Source organism: Streptomyces yaizuensis, from assembly GCF_034961445.1.
Classification (GTDB): Bacteria; Actinomycetota; Actinomycetes; order Streptomycetales; family Streptomycetaceae; genus Streptomyces; species Streptomyces yaizuensis.
Genome location: NZ_BSBI01000001.1, coordinates 674,631 through 688,704, shown reverse-complemented (window position 1 = coordinate 688,704; position 14,074 = coordinate 674,631). Strand labels below are relative to the sequence as shown.

The 14,074-nt window shown below is 74.3% G+C and carries 10 protein-coding genes; all 10 read left to right on the top strand.

Annotated elements, in window-relative coordinates:
• Positions 1–4 precede the first annotated feature (4 nt).
• The 10 genes from SYYSPA8_RS02540 to SYYSPA8_RS02495 all read left to right on the top strand — a co-directional run bounded on the left by SYYSPA8_RS02540 (position 5) and on the right by SYYSPA8_RS02495 (position 14,014).
• Positions 5–691, top strand: coding sequence for a hypothetical protein (locus SYYSPA8_RS02540; protein WP_323445225.1), 687 nt, complete (start codon positions 5–7; stop codon positions 689–691).
• 44 nt (positions 692–735) lie between these two features.
• Positions 736–1,425: a hypothetical protein gene (locus SYYSPA8_RS02535; RefSeq protein ID WP_323445224.1), complete on the top strand. Its 690-nt coding sequence runs from the start codon at positions 736–738 to the stop codon at positions 1,423–1,425.
• A complete protein-coding gene (locus SYYSPA8_RS02530; RefSeq protein ID WP_323445223.1) occupies positions 1,422–1,775 on the top strand; it encodes a hypothetical protein in 354 nt (117 codons plus the stop codon). The genes SYYSPA8_RS02535 and SYYSPA8_RS02530 overlap by 4 nt, the downstream gene beginning before the upstream one ends.
• Positions 1,765–2,904: a hypothetical protein gene (locus tag SYYSPA8_RS02525; protein WP_323445222.1), complete on the top strand. Its 1,140-nt coding sequence runs from the start codon at positions 1,765–1,767 to the stop codon at positions 2,902–2,904. Before SYYSPA8_RS02530 ends, SYYSPA8_RS02525 begins: the two co-directional genes overlap by 11 nt.
• A gap of 49 nt (positions 2,905–2,953) precedes the next feature.
• Entirely contained in the window at positions 2,954–3,478 is a 525-nt protein-coding gene (locus tag SYYSPA8_RS02520) for a phage baseplate assembly protein V (RefSeq protein ID WP_323445221.1), read from the top strand.
• A 14-nt stretch (positions 3,479–3,492) separates the two neighbouring features.
• A complete protein-coding gene (locus SYYSPA8_RS02515; RefSeq protein ID WP_323445220.1) occupies positions 3,493–3,837 on the top strand; it encodes a hypothetical protein in 345 nt (114 codons plus the stop codon).
• Positions 3,834–4,220, top strand: a complete 387-nt coding sequence (locus SYYSPA8_RS02510) for a GPW/gp25 family protein (protein WP_323445219.1) — start codon at positions 3,834–3,836, stop codon at positions 4,218–4,220. The genes SYYSPA8_RS02515 and SYYSPA8_RS02510 overlap by 4 nt, the downstream gene beginning before the upstream one ends.
• Entirely contained in the window at positions 4,217–7,474 is a 3,258-nt protein-coding gene (locus SYYSPA8_RS02505) for a putative baseplate assembly protein (RefSeq protein WP_323445218.1), read from the top strand. The genes SYYSPA8_RS02510 and SYYSPA8_RS02505 overlap by 4 nt, the downstream gene beginning before the upstream one ends.
• On the top strand, positions 7,471–11,121 hold the full coding sequence (locus SYYSPA8_RS02500) for a putative baseplate assembly protein (RefSeq protein ID WP_323445217.1): 3,651 nt from the start codon (positions 7,471–7,473) through the stop codon (positions 11,119–11,121). Before SYYSPA8_RS02505 ends, SYYSPA8_RS02500 begins: the two co-directional genes overlap by 4 nt.
• Before the next feature lie 718 nt (positions 11,122–11,839).
• A complete protein-coding gene (locus tag SYYSPA8_RS02495) occupies positions 11,840–14,014 on the top strand; it encodes a hypothetical protein (protein ID WP_323445216.1) in 2,175 nt (724 codons plus the stop codon).
• Positions 14,015–14,074 lie beyond the last annotated feature (60 nt).

The window sequence follows — 14,074 nt, the reverse complement described above, 5'->3', positions numbered from 1 at the left end:
CGGAATGACAAATCTGATGGAATTTGAAAGAAGAATCAAAATGACACTCGAATCCCTATCGAAACATCCCTCAATTGAGTGTGAAGTGCTGCGATGCAGTCCCGTAAACGAGGACTTCGGCAGCGCATCCGAAATGCTCCAAGTGATTGGAGCGCTTTGCAATGCAAGATTCCCCGCAGGAACCCGTGAAGTACTCTTCAGATTCGAAGAAGTAGCGGCCCAATGGTCACTCCAGGAGTCCACAGTAAAGCTGTCCGGCGAGTTTCACGTAAAACCACTCCTCTTCGCTGTCACGGCTCCACCTCCTCACATCTCCTGGAAAGAAGCCCCCAAGGATCTCCAGCGACTCCACTCACACTTCCGAGTCATCGATGACACACCCGAAACTGGAGCTGGAATTATGGCGTCCATGCGCATGGGGGAAGATTCTTCAGCTCCGGAGATCTGGATCACGGACGTCTCCCTTGGAACTTACAGGATGAGAATTGACTATGCCGCCTACATGGAAAATCTACTTGTCACCAAAGGGACTTTCGGATGGCATTACCTCTTCACTGAAGCCCCGCTTCGCGAATCACAGTTCAGTTATGTTAGGAGGAATATTCAGACAATGCTTCAAGTTTTTCCACGGATCTTCCCTGGACTCGCCTACGCTCCGCTCCAAGAGCTCTTCGCTGAACGCTTGCGTTAGAAAATCGTCTCCAACCTTTCAGTACCTGAACAGGCATAGGAGTCATGACCCGCTACGCCGACATCCCCCGCCCCATCCGCTCCGGCATCGTCGTCCTCGACCCCGACTCCGGCACCCCCACCCGCGTCATCGTCCTCCAGTTCAACCCCGACACCCTGGAGCGCTCCCTCTCCCCCCAGTCCGCCGGCGACAGCGCCGACTCCGGTGCCGGCGGCGGAGGGGGCGGTGGCGCCGGGAGTGGGGATCGGAACGAGGCGTTGCGGCTCAAGGGGCCCGCGCAGGAGAGCTGGAAGTTCACCGCCGAGATCGACGCCACCGACCAGTTCGAGGTGCCGGCGCCGGACGGGATCCATCCGCAGCTCGCGGTGCTGGAGATGCTGGTGCAGCCGACGACGGCGCAGCTGCGGGAGGCGACCCGGCTCACCAAGAAGGGGAGCATCGAGATCAGCCCGATCGAGATGCCCCTGACCGTGTTCACCTGGGGCAGCAAGCGCGTGATGCCGGTGCGGCTGACCGAGCTGTCCATCAACGAATCCGCGTTCGACATCCAGCTGAACCCGATCCGGGCGTCGCTGAGCATCGGCATGAAGGTGCTGACGGTGAGCGACCTGCCGGCCGGGCACCGGGGGGCGGATCTGTACATGGCGCATCTGGCGCAGAAGGAGCGGCTGGCCGCCGCCGTGCGGGGCGGGCGGCTCGCGGAGTTGGGGCTGGGAAGGGGGTTGCGGGCATGATCGAGCCGTACGAGAGCGCGCTGGACACGGTTCCGGGGGCGCATCCGTATCCGCGGAGCAGCCGGTACCACGAGACGGGGATCGGGGTGCACGTCCTGCCCGACGGGACCCCGGTGCGCTATCTGCGGCGGCGGTTGCTGCCGCCGCTGGAGGCGGACGACGGCGAGGAGGCCGGGCACACGGTGCGGGAGGGCGAGCGGGTCGACCATCTGGGGCAGCGGTATCTCGGGGATCCCGGGCAGTGGTGGCGGATCGCCGACGCCAACCCGGTGCTCGACCCCGGGGAGCTGACCGGCGAGCCGGGCCGGCAGATCCGGGTGCCGGGGCCGGGCGGGTTCCATGCCGGATGAGCCGATCGGGGCGGGGCCCGTCCATCTCACCCTGCACATGGGCGCGCGGCTGGTGCGGCAGGTTTCCCCGGAGGTGATGGAGGCGCTGCTGTCCGCGCAGATCACCAGCACCGCCGGGGAACGCGGCGGCTTCCAGCTGGCGTTCGACCTCACCAAGAGGGGGCTGATCGCGACGCGGCTGCTGCCGGAGGGGTACTTCGACCCGAAGAGCAGGGTGATCGTCACGATCACGGTGCGGGGCACGACGACCGTTCTGCTGGACGGGCTGATCGTGCGCCAGGAGGTGGGCGCCAGCAACCGCCCCGGGCAGACCACGCTGACGGTCACCGGCGAGGATCTGACGCTGCTGATGGATCTGGAGGAGCGGGCGGAGCGCTACCCGAGCCTCGCGCCGTCGCAGCGGGTCGAGCGGATCCTCGCCCGGTACGCCGGCTACGGCATCCGTACGCACATCATCCGCGAGCAGGTGCCGCAGCCGCCCCGGGAGCGGCTGCGCGTGGACTGCCGCACCGGTACGGACCTCCAGTACGTCAACGACCTGGCCCGTGCGAACGGCTACACCTTCTATCTCGTGCCCGGCCCGGTCCCGGGGCACTCCACCGCCTTCTGGGGGCCGGAGCTGCGGCTGGGCCTGCGGCAGCACGCGCTCAACGTCAACATGGACAGCAACTCCACCGTGGACCAGCTGACGTTCGCGTACGACGGCACCGCCCGGGAGGAGCCGCAGGCGCGCGTACAGGACCCGCTCACGCGGGACGCGCGGCTGCTGCCGCAGCCGGACATCGGGCCGCTGCGCCCGCCGCTGGGCCGCCGCGCCACGCCCGCGCTGAAGCGCCGGACGCTCTCCGGCACCGCGAAGAAGGAGCTGGGGCAGGCCCAGGCGGAGGCGCTGGCGCGGGCGGCGACCTCGGCGGACGCCATCTCGGGGTCGGGGTCGCTGGACGTGGCCCGGCACGGCTATGTGCTGCGGCCCCGGGAGCTGGTGGGTGTGCGGGGCTCCGGGGTGACCTACGACGGCGACTACTACGTCAAGTCCGTGACGCACAATCTGCGCCCCGGTTCGTACCAGCAGAACTTCACCCTCTCCCGCGAGGGCCTGATCGCGCGGAGCACGACCGTACGTCCCTAGCAGACGGAAGCGCACGGACGCACACGGACACGTCAGGAGAACACTGGGCATGGCACCGGCGAACAACCGCTTCCTCGGCAAGTTCCGCGGCCGGGTGACGGACAACAGGGACCCGCTGGGGCTCGGCAGGATCACGGCGGAGGTGCCGGACGTCCTGGGCCGGGAGACGTCCACGTGGGCGCTGCCGTGTCTGCCGTTCACCGGGCGGGGCTCCGGGCAGTACGTGGTCCCCGAGATCGGCTCCGGGGTCTGGATCGAGTTCGAGCAGGGCGATCCCAGTTTCCCCGTGTGGACGGGCAGCTGGTACGGGTCGGTGGCCGAACTGCCGTCCGACGCACGGGCCGAGGTTCCCGGTTCGCATCCGGTGGTGGTCGAGACGCCGGGGGGTCACAAGCTGGTGCTGTCGGACCTGCCGGGCGGTACGGGGATCCTGCTGCGCGCCCCGGGCGGCGCGTATGTGCAGATCGACGAGCGGGGCGTGACCATCTCCAACGGCCGGGGCGCCTCGGTGGTGCTCTCCGGTGACGAGGTCGACATCAACAACGGCCGTCTGATCGTGCCGGGTTCCTCATGAACGGGAGTGACAGGGTGTCCGGAAACGTGGTGACCAGTGGTACGGCGATCGCCTGCCCGCACGGCGGCCGTGCGGTGGCCGTCCCGGCCGCCTGGGCGTCGGCGGCGGTGCGGGTCGACGGACGGCCGGTTCTGACCGCCGGCGACGTGCTCGCGGTGAGCGGCTGTCCGCACACCGTGGGCGGGGTGCCGCAGCCTTGTGTGTCGGTCCGCTGGACGCCGGAGGCCGGCGGGGTGCGGAGTGGCGGTTCCCCGGTGGTGCGGGAGCGCACGGCGGGGCTCTGCTACAGCGCCGCGCTGGTTCCGCAGGGGCTGCCGGTGGTGACGGCCGTCGCGGGCCGGGGGGTGACGGGCCGGTGAGGACGCGGCGTACGGACATCGCCTTCCCGTTCCGGATCGACCGCCGGGGCCGTACCGCCGGGGCCGCCTACGACGAGCATGTGCGGGATCTGATCGAACAGTTGCTGTTCACCGCGCCCGGGGAGCGGGTGATGCTGCCGGACTTCGGCTGCGGCCTGCTCGACCTGGTCTTCGCGCCGGGCAGCCCGGAGCTGGCGTCGGCGGTGGAGCTGTCGGTGCTGGCGGCGCTCCAGCGCTGGCTGGGGGAGCTGATCGAGGTGGCGGAGCTGGATGTGGAGAGTTCGGGGGCCGAGGAGAACACCGTGCGGGTGCGGCTGAGCTACACCGTGCGCGCCACCGGCACCCGCCGGGACGAGTCGTTCGCGGGGAGGGGGCCGGCATGAGCGGCGCGGACACGGCGCACGGCGGGCCGGTGTGCCGTACGGACGTCAGGCGCGGGCGGGTCCGGGAGGCCGCCCTGAACGGCGTCGACACGGTCGAGGCCGGGGACGACGGGCTGACGCTGGTGGTCACCTTCCTGGGCAAGGCCCCGGAGGGGCTGGGTCCGGAGCATGTCCGGATCGACGGCGGCCGGCGGATCACCGGGCTGCGGGCGGTGGAGGTGGCCGTCGAGCGGGAGGAGGACCCGGAGCTGGACGACCGGCTGGTGGTCACCCTCGACCGGACCGGGGACACCTCCCGTTACCGGCTCTCCGTGGTGGAGACGGATCCGTACGGGCGGCCGGGTGAGGCGCCGTTCCCCGGGTTCGACCAGCGGTACTTCGCGGCGGGCTTCGTCTTCTCCGCGGAGTGTCCGTCCCCGTTCGACTGCGGGCCGGTCGACGAATGCGGGTGTGCGCCGGACGACGGCTGCGGATCCGGCGGCGGATGTGCGGCGGACAGCGGACACGGACCGGACGGCGGCGGCGCACCGGTCGTGGACTACACGGCGCGCGATTTCGACACCCTGCGCACCCTGCTGCTGGAGCGGCTGGCGCTCACCGCGCCCGGCTGGGTCGAGCGCAACCCCGCGGATCTGGGTGTCACGCTGGTGGATCTGCTGGCGCACACCGGGGATCTGATCTCCTATCAGCAGGACGCGGTGGCCACGGAGGCGTATCTCGACACCGCGCGCCGCAGGGTCTCGGTCCGCCGCCACGCGCGGCTCGTGGACTATCCGATGCACGACGGGGTGAACGCGCGGGCGTTCGTCACCGTCGCGGTGGAGCGGGCGGTGACGCTGGCGGCGGGGTCGTTCCGGTTCGCCGCCGTCGATCCGGTCGGCGCGGGGGGCCCGTTCGCGCGGGAGGTGTCCGAGCCCGGGACCGTGGTGGACGACCGGGAGCTGGGGGCGCTGGCGGAGCGCGGCCCGGTGGAGGTCTTCGAGCCGGTCGCGGCCGAAGAGCCGGCGCTGTGGCCCGCGCACAACACGATCTCCTTCTGGACCTGGGGCGAGGAGGTCTGCGCGCTGCCCCGGGGCGCCACGGCGGCGACCCTGCGGGACGCCTGGGCGGACGAGGCGTGCGAGGAGCGGGCGCTGCGGCTGACGCCGGGCGACCTGCTGCTGATCGAGGAGGTCAGGGGGGCGCGGTCAGGGACGCCCGGCGACGCGGACCCGGCGCACCGGCAGGCCGTCCGGCTCACGTCGGTCACCCCGGCCGTCGACGCTCTCTGCGGGCAGCCGGTGCTGGAGGTGGCCTGGGCGCGGGCGGACGCGCTGCGTTTCCCCGTGGTCCTCGCCGTACGGGGCGGCCCGCGCTGCGAGCCGGTGCCGGACGTGAGCGTGGCCCGGGGCAATGTCGTCCTGGTGGACCACGGCCGTTCGCTGACGTTCTGCTGCGGCGGGCCGGAAACCGTGCCCGTGCCGCCGGAACCCGCCGTACCGGGCTCCTGCGACCCCTGTGGTCCCGGCTGCCCCGGTGAGGACCGGGGGAACGCCCCGGGCGCGCTGCTCGCGGCCCGGATCGCGCAGACGGAGAGCGGGCGGCTGCTGACCGGGCCGCAGCTGCGGGAGTTGTTCGCGGCGGTGGGCGAGGAGGCGGTGGTACGTTCCGGCCTGCGGCTGGAACTGGTCGCCCCGGATGTCGAGCGGGTGCTGCCGGGGACCGCGTACGAGCAGGCCGAGCGGGTACGGACGCTGCTGGCGCAGTCGGTGTATCCGGGGATCGCGCCCCGGCTGCGGCCCGTGCTGGCGCGTTTCCCGGTGGTGCAGGCGGTGCCGTTCCCCCGGCCGGGTGATGTGGCGGCGGGGCAGGCCGAGCGGCTGGCGGGGATCCCGGGACGGGTCCGGGAGCGGCTGGTGGAGCTGTGGCGCAGTGCCCGGGACGGCGACGGGTTGGCGGAGGAGGAGATCGAGGAGCTGGCGGTCCTGTTCGGTCTGGGGCTGCTGGAGCGGATCGGGCTGCGGCGGCATCCGGTGCGGGCGCTGCGGGAGTTGCTGCACCGCTCCGGGCGGCTGCTGGCGGCCGGAACACGTCGGCTGGAAGTGCTGCGGGCGCGGGCGCTGGCGGGCACGGTCCTGGACGCGTCGGTGGCCTGGGAGATCGAGCGGAGCTGGGGCGCGCGGTACGCGGCCGGGCTGGATCCGGACGATCCGGTGCTGCGTGGTCCGGCGGCGGCGGCCGTGGGACAGGATCCGCGGGAGGCGCTGCCGGCGGTGACGGCCGTCTCCGCGGACGGCGGCCCTCGCTGGACGCCCCGGCGGGATCTGCTGGACTCCGGGCCGCGCGACGCGCACCTGGTCGGGGAGCTGACGGACGACGGGCGGCTGGCGCTGCGGTTCGGGGACGGGCGGTACGGGGCACGCCCGGCGCCCGGGTCGCGGCTGGAGCTGCGGTACCGGATCGGCGGCGGCACGGCGGGGAACGTGGGCGCCGAGTCCATCACGCACCTGGTGGTGTGCCGGACGGACCCACAGCACGTACAGCGCGGGGAGTGCGGTCCGCCGCCAGTGTCGGCGGTGCGCAATCCGCTGCCCGCGGTGGGCGGTACGGAGCCGGAGACCCTGGACGCGGTGCGCCGGGCGGCCCCGCTGGAGCCCCGGCGGACCCGGCTGCGGGCGGTCACCGCGGCGGACTACGCGAAGCTGGCCGGGCGGGTGCCGGGGGTGCGGCGGGCCGCGGCCGAACTGCGCTGGACCGGTTCGGCGCGGGAGGCGCATGTCGCGGTGGACGCGGCGGGCACCGCCGATCCGCCGGCCCGGCTGCTGGACGCGGTGGCGTACGCGCTGGAGCGGTACCGCAGGATCGGCCACGAGGTGGTGGTCGCTCCGGCCCGGAGCGTGCCGCTGGACGTGGCGCTGTCGGTGTGCGCGGCGCCGGGGCACCAGCACGGGCGGATCCTCGCCGAGCTGTACCGGCTGCTGGGCGCCGGGCGGCTGCCCGGTGGGCGGATCGGGTTCTTCCACCCGGACGCGCTGGAGTTCGGGGAGCCGGTGCGGCTGAGCCGGCTGGTGGCGGTCGCCGCGGCGGTGCGGGGCGTGGTGGATGTCCGGGTGACCCGGCTGGCGCGGCTCTTCGAGCCGGAGCCCCGGGGCGGGGCGGCGCTCGCGTCGGGTGTGCTGCGGATCGGCCCGCTGGAGGTCGCGCGGTGCGACAACGACCCGGATCGGCCCGGGAACGGCCGCCTGTCGATCGAGCTGAGCGGAGGTGCCCGATGAGCGGGTTCACCGAGGAGGGCCGCGACCCCGGCTACGGCTGCGACGGCGGTTGCGACGGTGGCGGCTGCGGCTGCGACGGCGGTGGTGGCGGGCACGACGAGAGCCGGGCGCCCGCGGGCCTGTACAACCCGCCGGGGCGTACGGCGCTGGAGTACCGCGTCGGCACCCACGGGTCGTTCCTGGCGGCGATGGTGGACCGGCTGGCGTCCCCCGCGTACCCGGCGCTGGAGCGGCTGACCGTCCGCACCCCCGAGGACCCGGCGATCGCGCTGCTGGACGCCTGGGCGGTGGTCGGCGACCTGCTCACGTTCCACGCGGAGCGGATCGCCGACGAGGGGTATCTGCGGACGGCGAAGGAGCGGCGCTCGCTGGAGCTGCTGGGACGGCTGGTGGGGTACCGGCCGCGCCCCGGTCTGTCGGCGGACACCTGGCTCGCGTACGCGCTGGATCGCGATCCGGCGGACGAGGACGCCCCGGTGGTGATCCCGCGCGGGGCGCGCGCTGCGAGCGTGCCGGCGGCGCCGGGCGAGGAGCCACAGACCTTCGAGACCGACGCGGAGCTGACGGCGCGGGCCGCGTGGAACGTGCTGCCGGTGCGGCTGCGCCGGCCGGACCGGCTGACCGCCCGCGAGGTGCGCGGCCGTTCGTGGATCGAGGTCGGCGGCACGGACACCGGTGTGCGGGTCGGCGACCGGGTGCTGTTCGTCTTCGGGGACGGTTCGCGGGGGCAGCGGCTGCTGCTGCCGGTGGCCCGGCTGCGGGTGGACCGCGAGGACGGGGTGACGGCGATCGGGCTGCCCGAGGCGCCGCCGCCGTCGCTGCGGGAGCTGCTCGCGGAGGTGCGCCGGTGGATCACCGAGGACCCCCGGGAGACGGAGGACGGGGAGCCCACCGTGGACAACCCCAATCCGCGCCCGGTGAGCAGGTACATCGACACCTTCGACGACCAGGTGCTGGCGCCGCTGCGGGCCGGTCTCGGCGCGATCGGCACACCGGCCGCGTTCGACGCCCGGCTGGCGGGGCCGCAGGAGCGGTCGTCCGAGGCGCAGGCGCTGACGGCGGCCCATCCACCGGTGGCCGCCTGGTTCGAGCAGCTGGAGGCGGTGTTCGCGGAGCTGCGGGAGCGGGTGGCTGAACTCGATCCCTCCCGCGCCGACGACGAACGTGCCGAAAGCGGCGGCGGTGACGCGGTGCGCGGCCTGCGGGACCGGCTGCCCGCCCTGCGGGCCGTGTCCGGGGACCCGGGGCAGGCGCCGCTGCTGCGGGAGGTGCGGGCGCTGCCGGTGACGGCGGCCCCGTTCGGGGCGACGGCCCCGCTGCGGCCGGTCCAGGACGAGCGGGGCCGGGTGGTCCAGCAGACGGACTGGCCGCTGGGGGCCGCCACGCTGACGTCGACACGGGTGGTGTTCGACACCGCCGGGCGTGTCCCGGTGCGGGCGGAGTTCCAGCACGTCGAACGCGGTGCCTCGGCGCAGCGTTCGGAACAGCTGCCGTCCCGGACCGACTTCGCGCTCGGTCCCGGCCGGGTGGCCCTCGACGCGGGCACCGCTCCCGAGCTGGGGCTCGACTGGCTGGGGACGCGCTCCGGGGACTCCCGGGAGCCGGGGGTGACCGTACGGTTCTCCGGCGCGCTGCCCGCGGTGACGCTGCTGGTGTCGCGGCCCGCCGACGACGGGAGCGTCGAGGTGGCCGTCGTCAGCGGTGAGCCGCTGACCTGGCGGCTGACGCCCGGGGACCGGTACCGGGTGACGCACGGCGGCTTCGAGGTGGATGTCCGGTTCACGACGGCGGGCGAGCCGCCGGCCGTCGAGATCGGCGTGGCCACGGTACCGGCCGCCGCCGAGCGCCGGGTGCTGGCGTTGGACGCGGTCCATCCGGAGATCACCGTCGGCGGCTGGGTGGCGATCGAGCGCCCCACCAAGGGCGCGGCGGGCGGCATCCCCGGCAGCCGGGAACTGGCCCTGGTCACCACCCGGGTGACGGGGGTGCGCACCGCCGTGTACACGGATTTCGGGATCACCGGGCGGGGCACCGAGCTGACGCTCGCCGATCCCTGGCTCGACGAGCACGACGTGCTGCTCTCCACGATCCGGGAGACGACCGTGCACGCGGGTGGTACGGCGCTGCGCCCGGCGGGCGAGCCGCTGGGCGACGAGGTCCACGGCAACGAGGTCGAGCTGGCGGGGTGGCACGAGGGGCTGCGGCCGGGCCGGGAGCTGCTGTTCACGGGTGAGCGCACGGACGTCCCGGGGCCGGCGGGGGCGACCGCCGCCGAGCGGGCGGTGATCGCGGCGGTGGAGCACCGCCCGGATTCCCTCTCCCCGGGCGGCCCGCCGCACACCGTGCTCACCCTCACCGCCGATCTGCGGTACCGCTACCGGCGGACAGCGGTGCGGATCCTGGGCAACGTGGTCGCCGCGTCGCACGGGGAGAGCCGGGACGAACCGATCGGCAGCGGCGACGCGAGCCGCCCCGGGCAGTCGTTCGCACTGTGGCAGTCGCCGCTGACCTGGCTGCCCGCCGACAGCGCGGCGGGGGCGGCGGCGTCGCTGGAAGTGCGGGTCGACGGGCTGCTGTGGCACGAGGTGGACAGCCTCTCCGGGCGCGGCCCCCGGGACCGGGTGTTCGTGACGGGGACCGGCGCCGACGGGCGGACGACGGTGACGTTCGGCGACGGGGTGGCGGGGGCCCGGCTGCCCACCGGGCACGAGAACGTCCGTGCCCGCTACCGCTTCGGCACCGGGGCGGCGGGCAATGTCGCCGCCGGCCGGGTCACGCAGACGGTGACCCGGCCGCTGGGCGTCGTGTCGGTCACCAATCCGCTGCCCGCGACCGGCGGCGCGGACCCGGACGGGCCGACGTCGCTGCGGCGGCGGATCCCGCTCGCGGTGTCGGCGCTGGACCGGCTGGTGTCCGTGGCCGACTACGAGGACTTCGCGCGCTCCCGCGCCGGGATCGGCCGGGCGTCCGCCCGTGAACTGTCCGACGGGCGGCGGCGGGTGCTGCATCTGACGGTCGCCGGCGTGGACGACGTCCCCGTCGGCGAGGACTCCGCGGCGCTTCGGACCCTGCGGGCGGCGCTCGCCCGCCACGGCGACCTGGATCTGCCGGTCCTGGTGGCGGTGCGCGAACCGGTACGGCTGCGGCTCGCCGCGCGGGTGAAGGTGGCGGCCGGCCACACCTGGGCGGTGGTGGAGCCGGCGCTGCGGCAGGCACTGCTGCGCCGCTTCGGCGCCGGAGAACGGGAACTGGGGGCGCCCGCCCGGCTCTCGGACGTCCTGGCGACCGCGCACACGGTACCGGGGGTGGAGTACGTCGACGTGGACGCGTTCTCGGGGACGCCGGACGGCGCGGCGCCGGCCGGTTCCGCGGCGGCCCCACCCGCGGATGTGCCGGGGCGGTTCGCGCGGTACGAGGAACGGACGTACCGGGTCACCGCCGACGGCGGCGAGACCCTGACCTCCGTCGCCGCCCGGCACGGCATCCCCCTGGCCCGGCTGCTCCGGCTCAATCCGGACATCACCGATACCCGGCCGCTGCCGAAGGGGCGGCTGGTCCTCGTCTTCCGGGGCATCCGGCCGGCCCGGCTCGCGCTGCTGTCGCCGGGGGACCCGGACGCGCTGGTCCTCAGGGAGGTGAGGCCGTGAGAACGCCATCGGAGCGGCCGGCGTCACCACGTACCGCGCCCGTGTCCGTGTCCGCGCCCGTGTCCGTGTCCGTGTCCGGGGAGTGTCTTCGCAGCGGCGTCGTGCGCCCGGAGACCGGACCCGGCACGGGCCGGCGCGTACGCCCGCACGACGGAGGACGAGGACACCCCCACCCGGCCCGCCACACCCAACAGGACTACGGGGCCGGGGCACAGACGCCGACGACACGACCTGGCGGCCCACGGCGTACGCGCCCCCGACACCGGGACGCCGCACCGCCGCCGCGTACCGCGACCGCGCCGACGCCCGTGCCCGGGGAGTGCCTGCACAGCAGCGTCGTGCGCCCGGAGACCGGACCCAGCACAGGCCGGCGCGTACGCCCGCACGGCGGACGACGGGGGCACCCCCACCCGGCCCGCCAGACCCAACGGAAATGCGGTGCCGGAGCACAGCGCGCAGACGGAACGCCGACGACACGACCCGGCGGCCCACGGCGGACATGGGACCCGGGCACTGCGGCACGGCGCCGGCGGCCCGGCGTCCAGTACCGCACCACACCGGCACCACCGGGGCGTACGAGCATGCGTCACGCGCCCGGCGGGCATCCCGGCGGGCCGCGCACGGGCACGGCGGCCGTGGCCGTGGGGTGCCCGGGACCATCGCACGGCGACACAGAGGCGCCCCCGCTCGCGGGCGGCGCCGGAGGGAGGGTTCGGACATGAGCAGGGAACCGGACGGTCTGGCGGAGCTGTTGCCGCGCCGGCACCGGATGCGGGACGCCGACGAGGGCGAGCCGCTGCGCGCCCTGCTCGCGGTGATCGCCGAGCAGGCCGACCGGGTGCGGGACGGCGTCGAGCAGGGGTACGACGACTGGTTCGTGGAGACGGCGGCGCCCTGGGTGCTGCCGTACATCGGGGATCTGGTCGGCCACCGCCCGCTGCCGGGGTACGAGCGGGTGCTCACCGCGGGGCTCGGCGGCCGAGACGCCGCGGCGCGCGACCGGCTCGCCGAGGCCCTGTCGCCGCGCCGCGATGTCGCGGCCACCGTCGCCCACCGCCGCCGCAAGGGCACCCTCCCGCTGCTGGAGGAGCTGGCCGCGTCGGTCGCGGGGCTGCCCGCGCGGGCGGTGGAGTTCTCGCGCTCGCTGGCGGCGCATCAGCCGGTGCGGCTGTACGGGTCGGGCACGGCGGCGGTGAACGCGCGGCGGGCCGGGCGCGGCCGGCTGGCGGATCTCCGCGACGGGTCCGCGCTGGACCAGGCGCAGGGGCCGTTCGGCACGGTGGCACGGTCGGCGGATGTCCGGCGTGCCGCGTCGGCCCGTACCCGGGGGAGCGCGTCGCCGGGGGGTGTCGGGCTGTTCGTGTGGCGGCTGAAGCCGTACCGGGTCACCCGGGCCCCCGCCTACTGCGTCGACCGGGCCCGTCATCTGTACACCTTCTCGATCCTGGGCAACGACAGCCCGCTGGTGACCCGGCCGGTGCCGGAGCCGTCGGCGACGCACATCGCGGCGCTGGACCACGTCCCCGCGTACATCGGCCGCCGGACGCTCGCGGACCGCCTTCCCGACCTCTACGGCCCCGACCGGTCGCTGGCGGTCTGGCGGGACGGCGACGGGGAGCCGGTGCCGATGGCGGACCTCGTGGTGGCGGATCTGTCCGGCTGGCGCTACCGGCCCCGGCGGGGGCAGATCGCCGTCGACCCGGTGCTGGGCCGGATCGCCTTCGGGGCGCGCCGGGCGCCGCGCAAGGGGGTGTGGGTGACCTACCACTACGCGTTCTCCGCCGACATGGGCGGCGGCGAGTACCCCCGGGACCGGGTGACACCGCCGTCCGCGCGGGTCTACCGGGTGGGTTCCGGCGAGGCGTACGAGCGGATCATGGACGCGTACACCGACTGGCGCCGGGACCGGGGGGCCGCAGGGGAGGGCCCCGACGGCGTGATCGAGATCGCGCACAGCGGCGCCCATCAGGAACAGCTCGACTTCGATCTGGAGCCGGGCGACCGGCTGGAGCTGCGGGCGGCGGAGGGCACCCGGCCGGTGATCCGGCTGCTCGACTGGTACAGCAACCGGCCGGACGCCCTCAATGTCCGGGCCGTCGGGGGCGAGGGCGAGCCACCCCGGCTGGTGCTGGACGGGCTGCTGGTCACGGGCCGGGGGATCCATGTCAGCGGCCCCGTGGGCTCGGTGACGCTGCGGCACTGCACCCTGGTGCCGGGCTGGTCGCTGGAGCCCGCGTGCGATCCGCACGCGCCCGGGGAGCCGAGTCTGGTGCTGGAGTGCACCACGGCCTGTGTCGCGGTCGAGCACAGTGTGCTGGGCACGGTCGAGGTCATCGGCGACGAGGTGTCCCGGGACCCGGTGGAGATCCACATCAGCGACAGCGTGCTGGATGCCACCGGGCACGACCGGACGGCGCTGTCCGCGCCCGACTGCCGGTACGCGCACGCCGTCCTGCACGCGCACCGGACCACCGTGATCGGCGAGATCCGGACACACGCGGTGCGGATCGCCGAGAACAGCCTCTTCACCGGGCCGCTGCGGGTGGCCCGGCGGGGTGTGGGCTGTGTGCGGTACTCCTGGGTGGCGCCGGGGTCGCGGACCCCGCGCCGCTTCCGCTGTCTGCCGGAGCCCGCCGACGGGCCGCGGCCGGTGGCACGCCCGCTGTTCACGAGCGAGCGGTACGGCACGCCGGGGTACGCGCAGTTGGCGCACGGCTGCCGGGAACCGGCCGACGGCACCGGAGACCGCCGGGTGGAGCGGGGCGCCGACGACGGCGCGGAACAGGGCGCCTTCCACGACCTGTATCTGCCGCAGCGGCTCGACGGTCTGCGGGCGCGGCTCGCGGAGTACACCCCGGCCGGAGCCGACGCGGGGATCTTCTGTGTCACCTGAGCCGCCGTCCGATGCCACACCCCGGCGGCCATCAGGACCGCCAGGGCCGCCCGGAGCGCA

What these genes read in the sequence shown, in the direction of transcription:
- SYYSPA8_RS02525 (WP_323445222.1), top strand. Translation starts at nt 1,765, where the DNA reads ATGCCGGATGAGCCGATCGGGGCGGGGCCCGTCCATCTCACCCTGCAC.
- SYYSPA8_RS02500 (WP_323445217.1), top strand. Translation starts at nt 7,471, where the DNA reads ATGAGCGGGTTCACCGAGGAGGGCCGCGACCCCGGCTACGGCTGCGAC.
- SYYSPA8_RS02530 (WP_323445223.1), top strand. Translation starts at nt 1,422, where the DNA reads ATGATCGAGCCGTACGAGAGCGCGCTGGACACGGTTCCGGGGGCGCAT.
- SYYSPA8_RS02535 (WP_323445224.1), top strand. Translation starts at nt 736, where the DNA reads ATGACCCGCTACGCCGACATCCCCCGCCCCATCCGCTCCGGCATCGTC.
- SYYSPA8_RS02495 (WP_323445216.1), top strand. Translation starts at nt 11,840, where the DNA reads ATGAGCAGGGAACCGGACGGTCTGGCGGAGCTGTTGCCGCGCCGGCAC.
- SYYSPA8_RS02505 (WP_323445218.1), top strand. Translation starts at nt 4,217, where the DNA reads ATGAGCGGCGCGGACACGGCGCACGGCGGGCCGGTGTGCCGTACGGAC.
- SYYSPA8_RS02520 (WP_323445221.1), top strand. Translation starts at nt 2,954, where the DNA reads ATGGCACCGGCGAACAACCGCTTCCTCGGCAAGTTCCGCGGCCGGGTG.
- SYYSPA8_RS02540 (WP_323445225.1), top strand. Translation starts at nt 5, where the DNA reads ATGACAAATCTGATGGAATTTGAAAGAAGAATCAAAATGACACTCGAA.